Raw genomic sequence first — 17,060 nt, forward strand, 5'->3', positions numbered from 1 at the left:
TAGCGGGATGCGGTTGACGCCGCGTTAAGTGCTCGCGTGGCATGGGAGCATCCATGCGGATTCTCCATATCCTCGATCACGGCCTGCCGCTGCACAGCGGCTATACCTTCCGGACGCGTGCGATCCTGAAGGCGCAGATGGCGCGCGGCTGGGACGTCGCCGCGGTGACCAGCCCGCGCCACGGCAAGTTCGACACCGACGAGGAGACGATCGACGGCATCCGCTTCTACCGGACGCCGCGAGTCAATTCGGGACCGCCGGTGATCGGCGAGCTGCGCGAGGTCTCGGCATTCGCAAAACGCATCGAGGCGGTGGCGAAGGCATGGCAGCCCGATGTGCTCCACGCCCATTCGCCGGTGCTCGGCGCGATGGCGGCGCAGCGGGTGGCGAACAAGCTGGGCCTGCCGCTGATGTACGAGATCCGCGCCTTCTGGGAAGACGCCGCCGTCGGCAACGGCACCGGCACCGAAGGTAGCTGGAAATACCGGGCGACGCGCTGGCTGGAGACGCGGGCAGTGCGCAAGGCCGATGCGGTGGCGGTGATCTGCGAGGGGCTGAAGGGCGACCTGGTCGCCCGCGGCGGGATCGATGCGGGCAAGATCATGATCTCGCCCAATGGCGTCGACCTGGGCCTGTTCGGCGAGCCCTTGCCGCATGACACGGCGCTGGCGAAGGAGCTGGGTATCGAGGGGGCCGAGACGATCGGCTTCATCGGCAGCTTCTATGACTATGAAGGCCTGGAGGTGCTGATCGAGGCGATGCCGCGGCTGGTTGCCCTGCGCCCGAAGATGCATCTCGTCCTGGTCGGCGGCGGGCCGTGCGACGCGGCGCTGATGGCCCAGGCCGCTGCATCGCCGGTCGCCGATCGCATCCACTTCGTCGGCCGCGTCCCACACCAGCAGGTCGAGCGCTATTACAGCGTGATCGACGTGCTGGTCTATCCGCGCAAGCATATGCGGTTGACCGACCTGGTGACGCCGCTGAAGCCCCTGGAGGCCATGGCGCAGCGCCGGCTGGTCGCCGCGTCCGACGTGGGCGGGCACCGCGAGCTGATCCGCGACGGTGACACCGGCACCCTGTTCGCTCCCGACAGCCCCACGGCGCTGGCCGAATCGCTCGCCAGGCTGTTCGCCGAGCGCGACAGCTGGGACGCGCGGCGCGAACGCGGGCGGCGCTTCGTCGAGACCGAGCGCAGCTGGGCGACAAATGTCGGCCGTTATGACTCCGTTTACCAAAGACTCGCCAAAATCGGGGCCATGGAAGACTCGTGGTCGCACACGTCCGTGGTGAGCGCATGAACCTGCCGCTGGCGCCTTTGATCGCCGCGGTCGCGGGTGGTCTCGCTGCGCTTGGCGTTGCGATGATCCCCGTGCCCGCGCTCGAGGCGCTGGTGATGGACTCCGGGCTCCCTTCCGTTCTGGCGATGGCCGAGCCGCCGCTGGGCACCACCGCCCGGCTTGCCGTGGCGCTGGGTGCGGGTGCGTTCGTCGGTGCCTTCATGTGGCTCTCGGCCTTCATCCTGCTCGGCTCGCGCGGGCTGACCATCGGCGAAGCGGCCGAGGCGGAGAGCGATCCCGAGCAGGTGCCGCTGCCGGTGCTGCGCCGTGCCGACGCCCATCCCGACGCGCCGCCGCGCCCGCCCTTGCTCGCCACCCGCGACCTGGGCCGGCCGTTCCTCGAGGTCCGCGCCGCCGTGCCGGTGGCCGAGCCCGAGGAGGAGCGAGTCGACTTCGACGCGATCTTCCCGCCGCGCGCGATCACACCGCCCAAGGCGCCGGAACCGGTGGTCGCGATGGCGCCCGAGCCTGTGATCGAACTGCCGGCGCCCGTGGTGGTCGCCGAGCCCGAGCCGGTGATCGAGGCGCCCAAAGTACACGAAGTACACGCCAAAGCGGTGTTCGAGCCCGAGCCCGAGGCGGCGGAAAGTCACAAAAGTCACGACATCCACGCGCGCGAGGCCGAGCCGCTCGTCGAGCAGGAGCTGCCGGTCGACCTCGGCCAGCCGCTCTCGGCCTTCGATCCGCAGGCGATCCCGGTAGTGCCCAAGCCGGCGCCGGTGCCGCTTGCGCCGCTGCGCCGCCAGCCGCGCCCGTCGATCTTCGACGAGAGCGAGCGCTTCGAGATATTCGAGCTGACTCCGCCGCCCCGCCGGCACGTGCCCGAGCCGGTGGCCGAGGCGCCCGCCGCCCCGCCGCGCGAGCGGATCGTGCGGCCGGAGACCGATGCCTCGATCCACGCGCTGCTCGAGCGGCTCGAGCGCGGCGTGGCCGACAAGCAGATCGCGGCGACCTCGCGGGCGACGGCCAAGGCGCATGAGCGCGGGCTGGAGGAAGCCCTGGTCACGCTGCGCAACCTGGCGCGGCGCACGGCCTGACCTCCTTCAGGCTTCTTGCGCCTTTCCCCGGCGAAGGCCGGGGCCCAGCCTTGAAAGTCATGCGCCTTGGCGCGTCTTCGCCGCGCACGCTTAGTCTGGGCCCCGGCCTTCGCCGGGGAAAGAAGAGGGCGAGGAACTATCGCCCCTCCTCCACCGTCAGCACTTCCAGCGACACCGTCACCCGGTCCTCCGCGCGGCGGACCTGCTCGACGGCAAGGTCGGCGACCAGATGGCCGCGCAGGCGGATATCCGCATCGGGCAGGCCCGCGATCCAGGCGTCGAGCGCCGGGGAGGGCGGGGCGGCGAGGCTGAGCAGGTGGCGCGCGCCGTTGAAGGTGGCGCTGGCCCAGCGCCGCCAGTCCGATTCGACCAGCGCCACCGGGCAGCCCGCCGCTTCCGCATGCGCCTCAATCGCGCGGCGGAGCAACGTCTCCGCGTCGGGGCCGCGGCTCATCGGCCGGACCCCGGGCGCTGGGGCTGCTGTTGTTGCTGTGCCAGCTTCTGCGCGGCGAGGAACGCCTCGACCCGCGCGGTGATCTTCGCACCGGGCTCGCGGCCCATGCGCAGGTCGAACACGAAGCGCGGATCGCTGACCGCGAGCCTGCCGAATTTGGTGGGCGGCATGTCCGTCGCCCGGAGGAATTTCTCGATCTTGCGATGCACCGACATCCGTTCGTCTCCCGTCCGATTCGCTGAAGATCGTTCTCACTTTGTTCCTTATTTCCTACTTGTCTAGGAAAAATCCTACGGGTATGGAGGCGTAATGGAACCGGAGGCGCAACGAGCCGCGCTGGAGGCGCTGATCACGGAAAACGGCACGAGCCTTTCCGAGCTTTCGCGGCTGCTCGGGCGCAATGCGGCCTATCTCCAGCAATATCTGGTGCGGGGCACCCCGCGGCTGCTGAGCGAGGCGGACCGGGCGCTGCTCGCGCGCTATTTCGGCGTGGCCGAGGCGCGGCTGGGCGGACCCGAGCAGGAGGGGCTGGTCGAGGTGGCGCGGCTCGACGTCGGGGCGTCGGCGGGGCCGGGCGGGCTGGTCGAGGGCGAGGCGCGGCGGCGGCGTGGGGCGCAATTCTCGCCCGAGCTGCTGCGCGCGCTGGGCGTGCGGCCCGAGGCGGCGTCGATGATCCGGGTGCGCGGCGATTCGATGATGCCGACGCTGGAGGATGGCGACGAGATCCTCGTCGACCGCGACCGGCGGCGGGTGGAGGGCCGCGGCGGGGTGTTCGTGATCCGGCTCGACGGCGAGCTGATGGTCAAGCGGCTGCGCACCGGGGTGGGCGGGATCGAAGTGATCTCGGACAATCCGGAGTGGGAGACGCGGATGGTGCCGGCCAGGGCGCTGGACGTGGTCGGGCGGGTGGCGTGGCTGGGGCGGGCGGTTTAGCCTGCGTCACTCTGGCCTGAATTTTCCCCGGGGGAAGGCCGGGGCCAAGTCTTGAAAGTCACGCGCCTTGGCGCGTCTTCGCCGCGCACTGCTTAGTCTGGGCCCCGGCCTTCGCCGGGGAAAAGGAAAAGCGGCCGACCTACCGCCCCACCCGGACCCGATCGACCAGCCAGACCAGGACCAGCAGCGCCACGCCGACGCCGAGCCCCACGACGAACCCGAACGAGGCCTCGCCCCGGGCGATGCCGACGAACACGCCGACGAGCAGGCTGAGCGCGAGCAGGAAGCCGCCGGCGAGGGGCGTCTTGGAGGGAGTCTTGGCCATCGCCACCCTCTGCCACGTCCCGGGGCGGGACGCCATATGTGCCATGGCGGGGCAGGCGATACGGCGGATTCGGCATGGTTACCGCAAATTGACTCTCGTGTGGCGCCGAAAGCGGGGAATCGCAGGAAACTGGCACGGCTCGTGTAGCGAACGCGCGCATGAACATGATGCCGTATCTGGGCGATCGCTGCGAAATCGCCGACGCCAACGAACTGATCGCCTGCTTCGGCGAGCTCGCCGGCAGCGAGGCGGCCGCGCGTGCCGACCGCAGCCGCGACCTGGGCAACCATATCCATTTCTGCCGCTGGCGCCAGATCGAGCGGCTGATCGTGCTGATGTCGGTCGGCAGGGCCGTGGGGACCGTGCACTAGGGGATTCTAAGCCCTTCCCCTTCAGGGGAGGGGTTGGGGTGGGGGCTGTCAATGGGCTCTCGGTCTCGATGAGATACATGCCCCCCCCCAAACCCCTCCCCTGAAGGGGAGGGGCTTTAGAGGCAGGCACGGACCCGAAACCACCCGGCGGCGTTCATGCCGCGATGAACACGCCCCAATTGCTCTCCGTCGGCGTGCTCGTCGGCATGATGCTGCTCTTCATCTGGGGACGTTTCCGCTACGACATGGTCGCGGTGATCGCGCTGCTTGCGGCGCTGGCGCTGGGCATCGTCAGCCCCAAACAGGCGTTCACCGGCTTTTCCGACGACATCGTGATCATCGTCGCCAGCGCGCTGGTGCTCTCGGGCGCGGTGCAGCGCTCGGGCGTGATCGAGCGGGCGATGCTGTTGCTGCAGAAGCGCGTGACGCATGTCCGCTCGCAACTGCTGCTGCTCAGCGCCTCGGTCGGCTTCGCCTCGGCGCTGGTCAAGAATATCGGCGCGCTGGCGATGATGATCCCGGTGGCGCTGCAGATGAGCAAGCGGGCGAACGTCTCGCCGGCGGCCTATCTGATGCCGATGAGCTTCGCCTCGCTGCTCGGCGGGCTGATCACGCTGATCGGAACCTCGCCCAACATCATCGTCAGCCGGGTGCGCGAGGAGATGACCGGCCAGCCCTTCGGCATGTTCGACTATGCGCCGGTCGGGCTGGGGCTCACCCTGGTCGGGCTGGTCTTCCTGCGCTTCGGCTACCGGCTGCTGCCGCGCGACCGCCGGGCGGCGCCGACGCTGGGCGAGGCGATCGACATCCAGGACTATGTCACCGAGGCGGAAATCCCCGCCGGATCGCCGGCTGTGGACGAGACGGTCGCCGAATTCCGCGAACGGCATGACGGCGAGATCACCGTCACCGCGATCCTGCGCGCCGGCATCCGCTCGATCCCGTTCCCTGACGCCGTGCTGAAGCCCGAGGACGTGCTGATCCTCGCCGGCCCGCCCGACAGCCTGGAGCGGGTGATCGCCAGCGACCGGCTGGAGCTGGAAGGCGCGCACCGCGAGACCCCCGACGGCTCCAGCAGCGAAGTGGGCGTGATCGAGGCGGTGATCGGCACCGAGAGCCCGTTGATCGGGCGCACCGCCGGGCGGCTGGGGCTGCACGAGCGTTTCGGGGTGAACCTGATCGCGGTCTCGCGCCGCGGCGATCGGCTGGCGCGGCGGCTGGGCGACGTGGTGCTTGAGGCGGGCGACGTGATCGTGCTGCAAGGGCCGCTCGACCTGCTGTTCGAGCGGCTCGGCGAGCTGGGCTGCCTGCCGCTTGCCGAGCGCACCCTGCGGCTGGGCAGCGCGCGCAAGGGGCTGTTGCCGCTGGCAATTCTCGGCGCGGCGATGGCGGCGACGGCCTTGGGCTATGTGCCGGTGGCGGTGGCGTTCTTCGCGGCGGCTGGGCTGACCATCCTGCTCGGCGCGCTGCCGGTGCGCGAGGCCTATGACCATATCGAATGGCCGATCCTGGTGATGCTCGGCGCGCTGATCCCGGTCTCCGATTCGCTGCGCACGACGGGCGCGAGCCAGATCATCGGCGACGGGCTGGGCCAGCTTGCCGCGACCCTGCCGCCCTGGGGGGCGGTAGCGCTGATCCTGGCGGCGGCGATGGCGGTGACGCCTTTCCTCAACAATGCCGCGACCGTGCTGGTGATGGCGCCGATCGCCACGACCTTCGCGGGCGAACTGGGCTATCGGCCCGAGGCGTTCCTGATGGCGACCGCGGTGGGCGCGGGCTGCGACTTCCTCACGCCGATCGGCCACCAGTGCAACACGCTGGTGATGGGCCCGGGCGGGTACAAGTTCGGCGATTATGCCCGGCTGGGTGCGCCGCTCTCGCTGATCGTGCTGGTGGTCGGCACGCCGCTGATCCTATGGGTGTGGCCGGTGCATTGAGTTTGGAGTCGCATATGGAACGGATGGCACGGATCGAGCGCGTCGGCGGGCCCGAGGTCATCCAGTGGGTGGATGTCGAGCTGCCGCCGCCGGGGCCGGGCGAGGTGCGGATGCGCAACACCGCGGTGGGGCTGAACTTCATCGACACCTATCACCGCTCCGGCCTCTATCCGGTGCCGCTGCCGAGCGGGCTCGGCGGCGAGGCGGCAGGGGTGGTCGAGGCAGTGGGCGAGGGCGTGACCGAGTTCGCGCCCGGGGACCGGGTGGCGACCTTCGGCCCCGGGCTCGGCGCCTATGCGACCGCGCGCAACGTGCCGGCGAAGCTGCTGTTCGCGCTGCCGGACGATATCAGCGACGAGACCGCGGCGGCGGCCCTGCTCAAGGGCGGGACGGTGGAGTTCCTGGTCGAGCGCTGCGCCCGGGTCGAGCCCGGCTGGACGGTGCTGGTCCATGCCGCGGCGGGCGGCGTCGGGCAGATCGCGGTGCGCTGGCTCAAGGCGATCGGCGCGCGGTGCTGGCGACGGTGGGCAGCGCCGACAAGGTGGCGCTGGCAGTCGAGGCGGGCGCCGACGACGTGCTGGTCTCGCGCGGCGAGGGCGTGGCCGAGTGGGTGCGCGGGATCACCGGCGGCGCCGGCGTGGAAGTGGTGTTCGACGGGGTCGGCAAGGCGACCTGGGAAGCGTCGCTGGCGAGCGTGCGGCGGCGCGGGCTGGTGGTGAGCTTCGGCAATGCCAGCGGCCCGGTGGACGGCGTCGCGCTGGGGGCGCTCGCGAAGGCGGGGTCGGTCTATGTCACCCGGCCGACGATGTTCGACTACTATGTCACGCCCGAGGAGCGCGCGACGGGCAGCGCGCGGCTGTTCCAGATGCTGCGCAGCGGCGCGGTGCGGGCGGACATCGGCCAGCGGTTCGCGCTGGAGGATGCCGCGGACGCGCACCGGGCGCTGGAGGCGGGGAAGACGACGGGGTCTACGGTGCTGGTGCCCTGAGGAGCCGTCATCCCGGCGAAAGCCGGGATCTCGTGCGGCTCCTTCCCTGCGCTACTGCCTGAGATCCCGGCTTTCGCCGGGATGACGGTTATTGTGCCAGCACCCCCACCACCGCCTTCACTTCCATGAACTCGGCCAGGCCGAACTTGCCGTGCTCGCGGCCGTTGCCCGACTGTTTGTAGCCGCCGAAGGGCAGGTTCGGGTCGGGCTGGCCGCCATTCACATAGACCATGCCGGCGCGCAGGCGCGGGGCGACGCGCTTGACCGCCTCGCCGCTGCCGAAGACCACGGCGGACAGGCCGTAATCGGTGTCGTTGGCGATGCGGACGGCGTCTTCCTCGTCCTCATAGGGGATGATCGTGACGACGGGGCCGAAGATCTCCTCGCGGGCGATCGTCATGTCGTTGCGCACGCCCGAGAAGAGGGTGGGGCGGACGAAATAGCCGGTCTCGACGCCGTCCGGCCGGCCGGGGCCGCCGGCCTCGAGCTTGGCGCCTTCCTCCATGCCCTTGGCGATCAGGCCCTGGACCTTCTCCCACTGGGTCCGGTTGACCAGCGGGCCGATATGGCGGCCTTCCTCGCTGGGGTTGCCGGTCGCCGTCGCCTTCATCACCTCGGCAGCGGCGGCGGCGACCTGGTCCTGCAGCCCCGCGGGGACGAGCAGGCGGGTGGGGGCGATGCAGCTCTGGCCCGAGTTGAGCAGCACGCTGAACAGCGTGGTCTGCACCGCGCGGCCCATGTCGGCGCCTTCGAGCATCAGCGCGGGCGACTTGCCGCCCAGCTCCTGGTGGACGCGCTTGACCGTCTCGGCGGCGTTCTTGGCGACGAGCACGCCGGCGCGGGTGGAGCCAGTGAAGCTCACCATGTCGACGCCCTTGTGGCGGCTGAGCGCGGTGCCGACGCCGGGGCCGTCGCCATTGACCAGGTTGAACACGCCCGCAGGCACTCCGGCGGCGGCGAGCACTTCGGCGAAGATCATCGCGCAGCCGGGCGCCTCTTCGGAGGGCTTGAGCACCATGCAGCAGCCGGCGGCCAGCGCAGGCGCGACCTTGGAGACGATCTGGTTGAGCGGCCAGTTCCACGGGGTGATCATCGCCACGACCCCAATGGGTTCATGGACGACCAGGGAGTTGCCGATCTGCTCCTCGAACTGGAAGTCCTTGAGCGCGTTGGCGGCGGACATCAGATGGCCGAGGCCCGAGCCGACCTGCGCGGTCTTCGCCAGGCTGATCGGCGCGCCCATCTCCAGGCTGATCGCCTCGGCCATGTCGCCGGCGCGCTTCTTGTATTCGGTCAGGATCGCCTCGATCAGCGCGACGCGTTCCTCGACGCTGGTGCGCGAGAAGCTCTCGAACGCCTTGCGCGCGGCGGCCACCGCCTTGTCGACATCGGCTTCGGAGCCGAGCGTGATCTCGGTGACGGCTTCCTCGGTCGCCGGGTTGATCACTTCGTGCCGGGTGCCGCCCTGGCTCTCGACCCACTCGCCCCCGATGAACTGCTTCAGATAGCTGCGCATCCCTCTGCCTCTCCGATTCGAACCTGCGGTATGGAGGCTAGATGGCCAGTTGCCATTCGCAACGCAAGTGGGCGACTCAGCCGGGCTGGATCATGAACACCTCGCCGGCAAGATCGACGATATAGACATTGCCCGCGCCGTCGACGCCGAACGAGGCGAGCTGGTTGATCGCGCCGGCATCGGGGGTGAAGTCGATATTGCGGCGCTCGTAACTGGCGTTGGAATAGAGCTGGCCCTGGACGAGCGATGCATAGGGCAGCGTCCAGATATTGCCGCTGACGAAATCGCCGAAGATGTAGCTGCCGCGCAGCGAGGTGACCGGCCCGCGATAGACATAGCCGCCGATGATCGAGGCGCCCTGCTTGGGGCCGCTGCCATGATCATATTGGGTGACCGGGGCGGTGAGGCCGGCCGGTGCGGTGCCGTTGAAGGGCTGGGTGCCTTCGAGGAAGCGCCAGCCGAAATTGAGGCCGGGCTGGCCGATCGGCGCGAGATCGACTTCCTCGATCGCGCCCTGGCCGACATCGGCGATGACCAGCGTGTTGCCGTCGAAGCTGTTGCGGAAGGGATTCCGCAGGCCATAGGCGAAGATATAGGGATCGCCGCCGCCGGCCGCGAAGGGATTGGCCGGCGCGGGCGCGAAGGGCGTGGCCGCGCCCGGCGTGGTGTCGATCCTGAGGCGCAGGATCTTGCCGAGGCGCGAATTGACGTTCTGGGCATTGTTGCCCGGATCGCCGCCGCCTCCGCCATCGCCGGTGGCGTCGTAGAGCAGTCCGTCGGGCCCGAAGCCGATCCAGCCGCCATTGTGATTGTCCGCGCCCGGATGCGGGGTGGATAGGACGAGGCGATAGCCGGCGGTGCCGATCGTGTACTCGCGGATCTCCAGGCTGCCATCGGGCGCGACGGCATGGACGAACACCACGTTCGAAGTGGCGAAGTCGGGACGGGGCGCGATGCCGAGCAGGCCACGCTCGCCGCTGGTCGAGAGATTGCCCGCGGTGAAGGCGAGTGCCTTGGCGCCGGTCGCAGGCGTCAGGAACCAGACATTGCCGCCCTTCTCGACCACGAAGACGCGGTTGTTGTCGCCGGGCACCGCCGCGACGAACAGAGGCTGGCTGAAGCCGGTGCCGACGCGCTTTACCGCGATGCCTTCCTTCGAATCGGTGACGGTGACCGATAGGTTGAGCGTCGAATTCAGGCTGGCGTCGCTGGCGCGCAACTGGACCTGGTAGACATTGTTGGCGTCGGCATCGCGCGGCGTCTCGAAGCTCGGCGCGGCGACGAAGCTCAGCGCCCCGGCGGCGGTGATCGTGAAAAGCGCGGCATCGGCGCCGCCGGCGATCGCGAAGGTGACCGGATTGCCCTCTGCATCGGTCGCCGTTGCCTGATAGGCCAGTGCGGTGTTCTCCGCGACATTGGCGGTGGCGGGCGAGGTGAAGCTGGGCGCGGTGTTGGCGGCGGTCGGCGTGGGCGTGGGTGTCGGCGTGGGGCTGCCGCCATCGCCTCCACTCGAGCAGGCGGCGAGAAGCAACAGGCCGGTGAGCGGGGGCGTGATACGCATGCGGGGTCCTCCCTGAGACCACAGCCGCAACGCGGGGCTGGCAGGGCCGTTCCGCCGCATCAACAATCGGTGCAAATCCCCGGCTAATTCACTGCATCGCAACATGGATGTCATGATCGCAGGCCATCGGCCCTGCCCGAGGGGACAGCCGAAACGCCTGGTGATCGGGATCCGCCCCGTCCGTCCGCCACGTGCTGCTCGCCTTCGTAGCCCGAGCAGCCGTACCGGCGCAGGCGAGGTCGTCTGCCACTGCGCCGACAAGTTAAAAGGGGGATGCGCCCGGTCCTTAGGGGCCGGGCGTGTTTTTACTTCCGGAACGCGCTCAGCACGGTCAGCAGGCTGGCGAGATTGTCCGCCACGCCGCTCTGGATGATCGGATCGGGCGGGCCCGGGGTGGCGCCGAGCGAATAGATCTGCATCACGCCCTGGTTCGCGGCGGCCTGGCCCAGCGTGTTCTGCTGCTGCTGGGCGTGCACCGCATTCTCGAACAGGATGCCGGTGCTGTGCGCCATGGTCTGGTAGACGCTGCCCATCGCGAAGGCGGGCGCCTCGCCGAGCACCTTCACATCGGTCTGGGTGATTGCGTCGGTGATGGGATCATCGAGGCCATGATGTGCCATGCTGCTTCCTCCGGATATCTGCCCCAGAAGAGGGTGCGGGCAAGGCGCCGGCAAGGCAACCGGGGATGTCGCCGTTTCGGCTGATCCCGCCGGGCTGTCCCGATCGACCACAGGGTTCAGGCGTACCGGACGGTACGGCGAATGTTTCCCAAAAATTTCCGCAAAAGCAGTTTGGCTCCGGAACGGTCCTATAAAGTCAAAACTACAAGATTTGCGCATTTAATGGGGAAGGGGCTCAAGTGAAATTACGGTATCTGTTGCTTGCCTTTGCGGCGAGCTGTGTCGCCACGCCTGCGCTGGCGCAGACCGAGACCGCGCCGGCGGCAGGCACGGACGGTGCCAAGCCTGCCAAGGCAGCGACGCAGGACGTGTTCTCTACCGGTGTCGCCAAGGGCCGCGACCGGCTCGACAGTGCCACCTCGACCAGTGCGCTGAAGGCGAGCGAGAGCGAGAAGCTCGGGCCGCGTCCGCTGGCCGACATCCTGCGCACCATGCCCGGCCTGCGCGTCGAATCCGCGATCGGCGAGGGCAATGCCAATTACACCGTGCGCGGCCTGCCGCTCGCGGCCGGCGGCTCCAAGTACATGCAGCTGCAGGAAGACGGGCTGCCGGTGCTCGAGTTCGGCGACCTGTTCAACTTCGGCGCCGACGTGTTCCTGCGCGCCGACTTCAACCTGGCCGCGGTGGAATCGATCCGTGGCGGCTCGGCCTCGACCTTCGCCTCGGATTCGCCGGGCGGCCTGATCAACCTGATCTCCAAGACCGGCGACCAGCCGGGCGGCGCGGTGCAGGTCACCCGCGGGCTCGACTATGGCGAGAACCGCCTCGATGCGGACTATGGCGCGAAGCTGAGCGAGAACCTGCGCTTCCATGTCGGCGGCTTCTATCGCTGGGGCGAAGGCCCGCGCGAGATCGGCTTCACCGGCTATCGTGGCGGCCAGATCAAGCTCAACGTCACCCGCCAGTTCAGCAACGGCTATATCCGACTGCACGCGAAATATCTCGACGATCGCTCGCCGACCTTCGCGCCCTATTATTTCAAGCTGACCGGCACCGATGCCAATCCGGTGATCGCCAACCTGCCCAATTTCGACATCCGCAGTGACTCGGTGCTCTCGCCGTACATCAGCGACGTGACGACGCTGGACGGCAAGAACCAGCTGCGCCGCTTCCCGGTCAAGGACGGCATGCACCCCAAGTCGAAGGCGATCGGGCTCGAGGCGCAGTTCGACGTCGGCGGCTGGACGATCAGCGAAAAAGCGCGATTCTCGAAGAATTCGGGCGACTTCCTGCGCGTGTTCGCCAACTCGGCGGACACGGTGGCGAACTTCGCCGCGTCGCAGGGCGGCGCCGGCGCCACCGCACGCTACGCCACCGGCCCCAAGGCCGGCCAGCTGGTGCCGGCGAATGCCAACGGCAACGGGCTGCTCGCGCTCTACTACATGGCCGAGACCCGCGCCCGCTCGCTCGACAACTTCACCAACGACCTGCGCGCCACCCGCGTGTGGAACGTCGGCAAGGGCAAGCTGACGATGACCGCCGGCGTCTACAAGGCGATTCAGACGCTCAATTCCGAGTGGCTGCACTCGGCGATCGACGTCGATGTCGCGGGCAATGGCGAGACCGCGATGGTCAACATCTTCAACGCGGGCGGCGTGGCGCAGACGCAGAACGGCTTCTTCGCCTATGGCCGCGGCCGCACGAGCAAGTTCCGCCGCATCTTCGACGTGAAGTACGACGTCACCGCGCCCTATGGCTCGGTCAACTATCATGTCGGCAAGGTCTCGGTCGGCGGCAGCCTGCGCTACGACATCGGCAAGGTGCGCGGTTCGCTCTACGGCGCCGACCTGGGCGGCCGCGGTACCGGGCTGATCGCGTATGACGTCAATGGCGACGGCGTGCTGACCGGGCCGGAGAACAGCGTGGCCTGGCTGCCGCTCAGCCAGCCGGCGCCCGTCGACTACAATTATGGCTATCTGAGCTATTCGACCGGCATCAACTGGCGCGTCGCGGAGCCTTTCTCGGTCTTCGCCCGCTACAGCAAGGGCGGCCGCGCCAATGCCGACAAGATCCTGTTCACCCCGGTGGTAAGCGCGACCACCGGCGACGTGGCGAACGCCAGCGACAAGTACGACGCGGTCCGCCAGCTCGAGGGCGGGTTCAAGTTCCGCAAGGCCGGGGTAACCCTGAACGCCACCGCGTTCCTGGCCAATGCGGACGACCACAACGTCCTGAACGGCTCGGCCAACCAGACCATCCGCAGCTACCGCGCGCATGGCCTGGAACTGGAGGGCAGCTTCCGCGAGGGGCCGTTCAGCATCACCGCGGGCGCCACCTATACCAAGGCGAAGATCACCGAGGACAAGCTCGACCCGACGCTGACCGGCAAGGAACCGCGCCACCAGCCGGCCTGGACCTTCGCCGCGACGCCGCAGTTCGAGACGAAGCACTTCACGGTCGGCGCGAACGTGGTCGGCCTGACTGGCAGCTATGCGCAGGACAGCAACCTGCTGCGCATGCCGGGCTTCACCGTGGTGAACGCCTTCCTGCAGGTCCGCCCGCTGCCGCGGGTGCAGCTGATGCTCAACGCGAACAACCTGTTCGACAAGATCGGCTTCTTCGAGATCTCGCAGAGCACCGTGCCGGCCAATGGCATCGGCTCGGGCCGGGCGATCAACGGCCGGACGATATCGGGTTCGCTGCGCTACGATTTCTGAGGCGCGGCGATTGGGGGGAGGGGCGCTCGGGGGGGACCCGGGCGCCCCTTTTGCATGCCGGGGATCAGGCGGCGCCGAGCTTGCGCGCCGCCTCGAGCAGTTCGGTGGGGAACATCGCGACGATCGTCGAATTATGCTCGACGCCGATCTCGGTGAGCGTCTGCAGGCGGCGCAGCTCGAGCGCGCCCGGGCTGGCGGCGATGACGCTGGCCGCGTCGGCAAGGGTGCGCGCGGCCTCCTGCTCGCCTTCCGCCTTGATGATGCGGGCGCGCTTCTCGCGGATCGCCTCGGCCTCCTTGGCGATGGCGCGCTGCATTCCAAGCGGCGATGCTGGTATCTGCAGCTGCAGGCAATGCATGCGACTGCCTTGGCATGGTTCGTCCGCGCAGGAAGCGGCTTCCAAAGCGCGCGGGTTGCCCGTATCCAATCAGCAACTTAACGGCGACTCTTGGGGGGGACCTTGTCGCGCGGTTGCAATCTGACGGGCGCGCTCTGATGGGCAGCGCGCTGGTGGCCATTTTCACGCTGTTCAAGCTCGGCAAGCTGGGCGGGACTTTGCTCACCATGATTCTGTCGATCGCGGTCTATGCCTCGATCTTCGGCTGGGCCTATGCCGTCGGGTTCGTCGGGCTGCTGCTTGTGCATGAGATGGGTCATTTCCTCGCCGCAAGACAGCGCGGGCTGCCGGTGAGCGCGCCGACCTTCATCCCGTTTGTCGGCGCCTGGATCCAGCTCAAGGACCAGCCGATGGACGTCGAGACCGAGGCCTATGTCGCGGTCGCCGGGCCTCTGGTGGGTACGGCCGGGGCGATCCTCGTCTATTTCTGGGCACGTGCGACGGACAGCGACCTCCTGCTCGCAGTCTCGTACAGCGGCTTCTTCCTCAATTTCTTCAACCTGATCCCGCTCTCGCCGCTCGACGGCGGTCGGATCACCGCGATCCTGAGCCCGCGCATCTGGTTCATCGGCGCGCCCCTGATGCTGGCGCTGATGCTGTGGCGGCCCAGCCCGCTGCTGTTCCTGATCGCGATCGCCGCCTTTCCGGCGCTGCGCCAGGCGTGGAACTATGATCCCAAGGCACCCGAGAACCAGGCCTATTACAGCGCCTCGGGCGAGACCAAACTTCAGTACGCGATCATCTATCTGGGCCTTGCCGCTTTCCTGGCGGTGATGACCCAGCTGACGCATGAGATGATTCAATAGGGGGAATGCAATGACCGACGCGACGATCGAGCCACCCGAGTTCGAGACGATGAACCATGACGACGTGATTGCCCAACTGCGCGCGCAGCAGAATTTCCCGCTGGCGATCATCGCCGGCCTGGCTGCAGCCATAGTTGGCGCGATATTGTGGGCGGTGGTGGTCTATGTCACCAATTATTCGACCGGATTGATGGCGATCGTGGTCGGCGCGCTGGTCGGCTATGCGGTGCGCGTTACCGGCAAGGGCGTGGACCAGCAGTTCGGCATCCTCGGCGCGGTGCTGGCGGCGTTCGGCTGGGCGCTGGGCACGGCGCTGGCCGATGTCGCAATGGTCGCGCAGCTGGGGCATGCCGAGGTGACGGCTGTAGCGAGCCAGCTTGGGCTGAGCGGCACGGCGCAGCTGTTCATGGAAGCCGCCGATCCGATGGACCTGCTCTTCCTCGCGATTGCGGTGTGGGAAGGCTATAAGTTCGCGTTTCGCTACCGGCTCTGAGCCGGACGCGGGAAGCAACGAAAAGGGGGCGTCCGGACCTTTCCCGGACGCCCCCTTTCTTTTGCCGAAGGCCTTGCGCTTACGCGCTGTAGTACATGTCGTACTCGACCGGCGACGGAGTCATCTCCCAGCGGGCGACCTCGCCGCGCTTGATGTCGATGTACGCCGCGATCTGGTCCTTCGAGAACACATCGCCCTTGAGCAGGAAGTCCTGATCGGCTTCCAGGCTGTCCAGCGCCTCGCGGAGCGAACCGCAGACGGTCGGGACCTGCTCGAGCTCTGCCGGCGGCAGGTCGTACAGGTTCTTGTCCATCGGGTCGCCCGGGTGGATCTTGTTCTGGATGCCGTCGAGGCCGGCCATCAGCAGCGCCGCGTAGCAGAGATACGGATTGGCCAGCGCGTCCGGGAAGCGGAACTCGACGCGCTTCGCCTTGGTGCCAGCACCGTACGGGATGCGGCACGAAGCCGAGCGGTTGCGCGACGAATAGGCGAGCAGCACGGGGGCTTCATAGCCCGGGACCAGGCGCTTGTAGCTGTTGGTCGACGGGTTGGTGAAGGCGTTGAGCGCCTTGGCGTGCTTGATCACGCCGCCGATGAAGTAGAGGCACGCGTCCGACAGGCCGGCATAGCCATTGCCCGCGAAGGTGTTGGCGCCCTTTTCCCAGATCGAGATGTGGGTGTGCATGCCCGAGCCGTTATCTTCCTTGATCGGCTTCGGCATGAAGGTCGCGGTCTTGCCATAGGCGTTGGCGACCTGGTGCACGACATACTTGTAGATCTGCATGCGATCGGCGGTCTGCACCAGCGTGCCGAAGGTCAGGCCCAGCTCGTGCTGCGCCGCGGCGACTTCGTGGTGATGCTTGTCGCAGGGCAGGCCCATCTCGAGCATCGTCGCGACCATCTCGCCGCGGATGTCGACGGCCGAGTCGACCGGCGCGACGGGGAAGTAGCCGCCCTTGGCGCGCGGGCGGTGGCCGAGGTTGCCGGCCTCATATTCCTTGCCCGAATTGCCCGGCAGCTCGATGTCGTCGATCGCGTAGTACGAGGTCGAGTAGCTGTTCTCGAAGCGAACGTCGTCGAACATGAAGAACTCGGCCTCGGGGCCGACATAGACGGTGTCGCCGATGCCGAGCGACTGAAGATACGCCTCCGAGCGCTTCGCGGTCGAGCGCGGGTCGCGGGCATAGAGCTCGCCGGTCGAGGGCTCGACGATGTCGCAGACCAGGATCAGCATCGGGGTGGCCGAGAACGGATCGATCCACACCGCGTCCAGATCCGGCTTCAGGATCATGTCGGACTCGTTGATCGCCTTCCAGCCCTCGATCGACGAACCGTCGAACATCAGGCCGTCGGTCAGCTCGTCCTCGCCGATCACGCCGGCGACCATGGTGAGGTGCTGCCACTTGCCCTTGGGATCGGTGAAACGCAGATCGATCCACTCGATCTCGTTTTCCTTGACCATCTTCAGAACGTCGCTGGCCGAATTCGCCATTGTTAAGCCCTTTCGCTCTCTTTCATTGACCCGACGAATCGGGAAATAATGTTGCCCTTCGCGGCGCTACATCGTC

The 17,060-nt window shown here is 68.0% G+C and carries 16 protein-coding genes and 1 pseudogene; 9 read left to right on the top strand and 8 right to left on the bottom strand.

Going from position 1 to position 17,060, the window contains the following annotated elements; all coding sequences use genetic code 11:
- Nucleotides 1-53 precede the first annotated feature (53 nt).
- The gene (locus ACEN8G_RS01440; RefSeq protein WP_413415320.1) at nucleotides 54-1,298 is read left to right on the top strand and encodes a TIGR04063 family PEP-CTERM/XrtA system glycosyltransferase; all 1,245 of its coding nucleotides are present in this window, start codon (nucleotides 54-56) and stop codon (nucleotides 1,296-1,298) included.
- Nucleotides 1,295-2,374, top strand: a complete 1,080-nt coding sequence (locus ACEN8G_RS01445; protein WP_413415321.1) for a hypothetical protein — start codon at nucleotides 1,295-1,297, stop codon at nucleotides 2,372-2,374. The genes ACEN8G_RS01440 and ACEN8G_RS01445 overlap by 4 nt, the downstream gene beginning before the upstream one ends.
- A 136-nt stretch (nucleotides 2,375-2,510) precedes the next feature.
- Here ACEN8G_RS01445 and ACEN8G_RS01450 read toward each other — a convergent pair whose 3' ends face one another.
- Both ACEN8G_RS01450 and ACEN8G_RS01455 read right to left on the bottom strand, forming a co-directional pair.
- On the bottom strand, nucleotides 2,511-2,828 hold the full coding sequence (locus ACEN8G_RS01450) for a hypothetical protein (protein ID WP_413415322.1): 318 nt from the start codon (nucleotides 2,826-2,828) through the stop codon (nucleotides 2,511-2,513).
- Nucleotides 2,825-3,043: a hypothetical protein gene (locus tag ACEN8G_RS01455; protein ID WP_413415323.1), complete on the bottom strand. Its 219-nt coding sequence runs from the start codon at nucleotides 3,041-3,043 to the stop codon at nucleotides 2,825-2,827. Before ACEN8G_RS01455 ends, ACEN8G_RS01450 begins: the two co-directional genes overlap by 4 nt.
- A gap of 94 nt (nucleotides 3,044-3,137) precedes the next feature.
- On the opposite strand from ACEN8G_RS01455, the gene ACEN8G_RS01460 reads away from it, so the two are divergent.
- The gene (locus ACEN8G_RS01460) at nucleotides 3,138-3,761 is read left to right on the top strand and encodes a helix-turn-helix transcriptional regulator (RefSeq protein WP_413415324.1); all 624 of its coding nucleotides are present in this window, start codon (nucleotides 3,138-3,140) and stop codon (nucleotides 3,759-3,761) included.
- 139 nt (nucleotides 3,762-3,900) lie between these two features.
- Here ACEN8G_RS01460 and ACEN8G_RS01465 read toward each other — a convergent pair whose 3' ends face one another.
- Nucleotides 3,901-4,086 (bottom strand): hypothetical protein, encoded by a 186-nt coding sequence (locus tag ACEN8G_RS01465; protein WP_413416194.1) that lies wholly within the window; start codon nucleotides 4,084-4,086, stop codon nucleotides 3,901-3,903.
- A gap of 158 nt (nucleotides 4,087-4,244) precedes the next feature.
- Here ACEN8G_RS01465 and ACEN8G_RS01470 point away from each other — a divergent pair, with 158 nt between their 5' ends.
- From ACEN8G_RS01470 to ACEN8G_RS01480, 3 genes and pseudogenes are all read left to right on the top strand, one after another.
- Nucleotides 4,245-4,457, top strand: a complete 213-nt coding sequence (locus tag ACEN8G_RS01470) for a hypothetical protein (protein ID WP_307119893.1) — start codon at nucleotides 4,245-4,247, stop codon at nucleotides 4,455-4,457.
- Between the two features lie 164 nt (nucleotides 4,458-4,621).
- Complete coding sequence (locus tag ACEN8G_RS01475) at nucleotides 4,622-6,394, top strand: SLC13 family permease (protein ID WP_413418309.1); 1,773 nt, start codon at nucleotides 4,622-4,624, stop codon at nucleotides 6,392-6,394.
- Nucleotides 6,395-6,408: 14 nt separating this feature from the next.
- Nucleotides 6,409-7,382: pseudogene (locus ACEN8G_RS01480) on the top strand (quinone oxidoreductase family protein).
- A gap of 88 nt (nucleotides 7,383-7,470) precedes the next feature.
- Here the strand turns inward: ACEN8G_RS01480 and ACEN8G_RS01485 are convergent.
- From ACEN8G_RS01485 to ACEN8G_RS01495, 3 genes are all read right to left on the bottom strand, one after another.
- Nucleotides 7,471-8,898 (bottom strand): aldehyde dehydrogenase family protein, encoded by a 1,428-nt coding sequence (locus ACEN8G_RS01485; RefSeq protein ID WP_413418305.1) that lies wholly within the window; start codon nucleotides 8,896-8,898, stop codon nucleotides 7,471-7,473.
- Nucleotides 8,899-8,974: 76 nt separating this feature from the next.
- Nucleotides 8,975-10,459, bottom strand: coding sequence for a PQQ-dependent sugar dehydrogenase (locus ACEN8G_RS01490; RefSeq protein WP_413418303.1), 1,485 nt, complete (start codon nucleotides 10,457-10,459; stop codon nucleotides 8,975-8,977).
- A 305-nt stretch (nucleotides 10,460-10,764) separates the two neighbouring features.
- Entirely contained in the window at nucleotides 10,765-11,079 is a 315-nt protein-coding gene (locus ACEN8G_RS01495) for a RebB family R body protein (protein ID WP_413418301.1), read from the bottom strand.
- A 239-nt stretch (nucleotides 11,080-11,318) separates the two neighbouring features.
- Here ACEN8G_RS01495 and ACEN8G_RS01500 point away from each other — a divergent pair, with 239 nt between their 5' ends.
- Entirely contained in the window at nucleotides 11,319-13,796 is a 2,478-nt protein-coding gene (locus ACEN8G_RS01500; protein WP_413418299.1) for a TonB-dependent receptor domain-containing protein, read from the top strand.
- Nucleotides 13,797-13,860: 64 nt separating this feature from the next.
- Here ACEN8G_RS01500 and ACEN8G_RS01505 read toward each other — a convergent pair whose 3' ends face one another.
- A complete protein-coding gene (locus tag ACEN8G_RS01505; RefSeq protein ID WP_413416255.1) occupies nucleotides 13,861-14,112 on the bottom strand; it encodes a hypothetical protein in 252 nt (83 codons plus the stop codon).
- 179 nt (nucleotides 14,113-14,291) lie between these two features.
- Here ACEN8G_RS01505 and ACEN8G_RS01510 point away from each other — a divergent pair, with 179 nt between their 5' ends.
- Together ACEN8G_RS01510 and ACEN8G_RS01515 are read left to right on the top strand one after the other, a co-directional pair.
- Nucleotides 14,292-14,999 carry a site-2 protease family protein gene (locus ACEN8G_RS01510; RefSeq protein ID WP_413416254.1) on the top strand — a complete coding sequence of 236 codons (708 nt, stop codon included), beginning with the start codon at nucleotides 14,292-14,294 and terminating at the stop codon, nucleotides 14,997-14,999.
- Nucleotides 15,000-15,009: 10 nt separating this feature from the next.
- On the top strand, nucleotides 15,010-15,492 hold the full coding sequence (locus ACEN8G_RS01515; RefSeq protein WP_413416253.1) for a hypothetical protein: 483 nt from the start codon (nucleotides 15,010-15,012) through the stop codon (nucleotides 15,490-15,492).
- A 79-nt stretch (nucleotides 15,493-15,571) separates the two neighbouring features.
- On the opposite strand, the gene glnA is transcribed toward ACEN8G_RS01515, so the two are convergent.
- Nucleotides 15,572-16,984, bottom strand: coding sequence for a type I glutamate--ammonia ligase (gene glnA / locus ACEN8G_RS01520; RefSeq protein ID WP_413416252.1), 1,413 nt, complete (start codon nucleotides 16,982-16,984; stop codon nucleotides 15,572-15,574).
- Nucleotides 16,985-17,060: the final 76 nt, after the last annotated feature.

This window comes from Sphingomonas sp. Sphisp66, from assembly GCF_047324325.1.
GTDB lineage: Bacteria > Pseudomonadota > Alphaproteobacteria > Sphingomonadales > Sphingomonadaceae > Sphingomonas.

What these genes read in the sequence shown, in the direction of transcription:
- ACEN8G_RS01440 (WP_413415320.1), top strand. Translation starts at nt 54, where the DNA reads ATGCGGATTCTCCATATCCTCGATCACGGCCTGCCGCTGCACAGCGGC.
- ACEN8G_RS01445 (WP_413415321.1), top strand. Translation starts at nt 1,295, where the DNA reads ATGAACCTGCCGCTGGCGCCTTTGATCGCCGCGGTCGCGGGTGGTCTC.
- ACEN8G_RS01450 (WP_413415322.1), bottom strand. Translation starts at nt 2,828, where the DNA reads ATGAGCCGCGGCCCCGACGCGGAGACGTTGCTCCGCCGCGCGATTGAG.
- ACEN8G_RS01455 (WP_413415323.1), bottom strand. Translation starts at nt 3,043, where the DNA reads ATGTCGGTGCATCGCAAGATCGAGAAATTCCTCCGGGCGACGGACATG.
- ACEN8G_RS01460 (WP_413415324.1), top strand. Translation starts at nt 3,138, where the DNA reads ATGGAACCGGAGGCGCAACGAGCCGCGCTGGAGGCGCTGATCACGGAA.
- ACEN8G_RS01465 (WP_413416194.1), bottom strand. Translation starts at nt 4,086, where the DNA reads ATGGCCAAGACTCCCTCCAAGACGCCCCTCGCCGGCGGCTTCCTGCTC.
- ACEN8G_RS01470 (WP_307119893.1), top strand. Translation starts at nt 4,245, where the DNA reads ATGAACATGATGCCGTATCTGGGCGATCGCTGCGAAATCGCCGACGCC.
- ACEN8G_RS01475 (WP_413418309.1), top strand. Translation starts at nt 4,622, where the DNA reads ATGAACACGCCCCAATTGCTCTCCGTCGGCGTGCTCGTCGGCATGATG.
- ACEN8G_RS01485 (WP_413418305.1), bottom strand. Translation starts at nt 8,898, where the DNA reads ATGCGCAGCTATCTGAAGCAGTTCATCGGGGGCGAGTGGGTCGAGAGC.
- ACEN8G_RS01490 (WP_413418303.1), bottom strand. Translation starts at nt 10,459, where the DNA reads ATGCGTATCACGCCCCCGCTCACCGGCCTGTTGCTTCTCGCCGCCTGC.
- ACEN8G_RS01495 (WP_413418301.1), bottom strand. Translation starts at nt 11,079, where the DNA reads ATGGCACATCATGGCCTCGATGATCCCATCACCGACGCAATCACCCAG.
- ACEN8G_RS01505 (WP_413416255.1), bottom strand. Translation starts at nt 14,112, where the DNA reads ATGCAGCGCGCCATCGCCAAGGAGGCCGAGGCGATCCGCGAGAAGCGC.
- ACEN8G_RS01510 (WP_413416254.1), top strand. Translation starts at nt 14,292, where the DNA reads ATGGGCAGCGCGCTGGTGGCCATTTTCACGCTGTTCAAGCTCGGCAAG.
- ACEN8G_RS01515 (WP_413416253.1), top strand. Translation starts at nt 15,010, where the DNA reads ATGACCGACGCGACGATCGAGCCACCCGAGTTCGAGACGATGAACCAT.
- glnA (WP_413416252.1), bottom strand. Translation starts at nt 16,984, where the DNA reads ATGGCGAATTCGGCCAGCGACGTTCTGAAGATGGTCAAGGAAAACGAG.